This is a genomic window from Oleiphilus sp. HI0080, assembly GCF_001635135.1.
Genome location: NZ_LWFU01001224.1, coordinates 1 through 778, shown reverse-complemented (window position 1 = coordinate 778; position 778 = coordinate 1). Strand labels below are relative to the sequence as shown.

The following is a 778-nucleotide window of genomic DNA, read 5'->3' as shown; positions in this document are numbered from 1 at the left end:
GGTCTCTTTGCTTTCTGCATATGCATTCAATGAAGCACTAGCAAAGAAAATTATCGCGAATAGACTTCGTAGCATGTTGTCTCCTTTGAGCATGTAACGCCTGCCACAAGGGCTTGGGTAAATTGGCGGGGTTTTTGCGTCTTTTTGCAAAAACAGTGTCGATTTACCCAAGTCCGCTTGCTGGCACTTGTTATATTTTATTTTCGCTGAAAATCCAGAGATTCACCGTCTTCAATAGTGCCGTTCAGGTTGTCATCAAACTGCAATGTAAGCACATCGCCAGATACTTGCGCAAAAAGAGTGGTTAGACCATTTGCGGCATCCGTAAGACCGGTATCCCCATTACCATCAAATATCTGAGTAACCGTCAGTTCTCCGGTTGAATTATTTCTGGTATACGTACCCCATTCCATGCCCGATGGCTCGCCACTTACATCAATTGGTGCTTCTTCATCTACCTCTAGATGAACATAGGTACCGTCTGCAAAGAACACAAAAGCCAACAAATCATTATCGGTGAGATCGGTAGTCCATACCCCGAGTAAATTATTGGACGCAGATCGAGAAAATTCTAAAGATTCATCTTCTTCAATAGTGCCGTTCAGGTTGTCATCAAACTGCAATGTAAGCACATCGCCAGATACTTGCGCAAAAAGAGTGGTTAGACCATTTACGGCATCGGTCAGACCGGTATCCCCATTACCATCAAATGTCTGAGTAACCGTCAGTTCTCCGGTTGAATTATTTCTGGTATACGTACCCCATTCCATGCCCGATG

1 protein-coding gene is annotated in these 778 nt (G+C 44.1%); it reads right to left on the bottom strand.

Annotation, left to right across the window (positions count from 1 at the left end; all coding sequences use genetic code 11):
* Positions 1–197 precede the first annotated feature (197 nt).
* Positions 198–778: hypothetical protein (locus tag A3751_RS23305; protein WP_197466590.1), on the bottom strand; the 581-nt coding region annotated here is incomplete at its 5' end.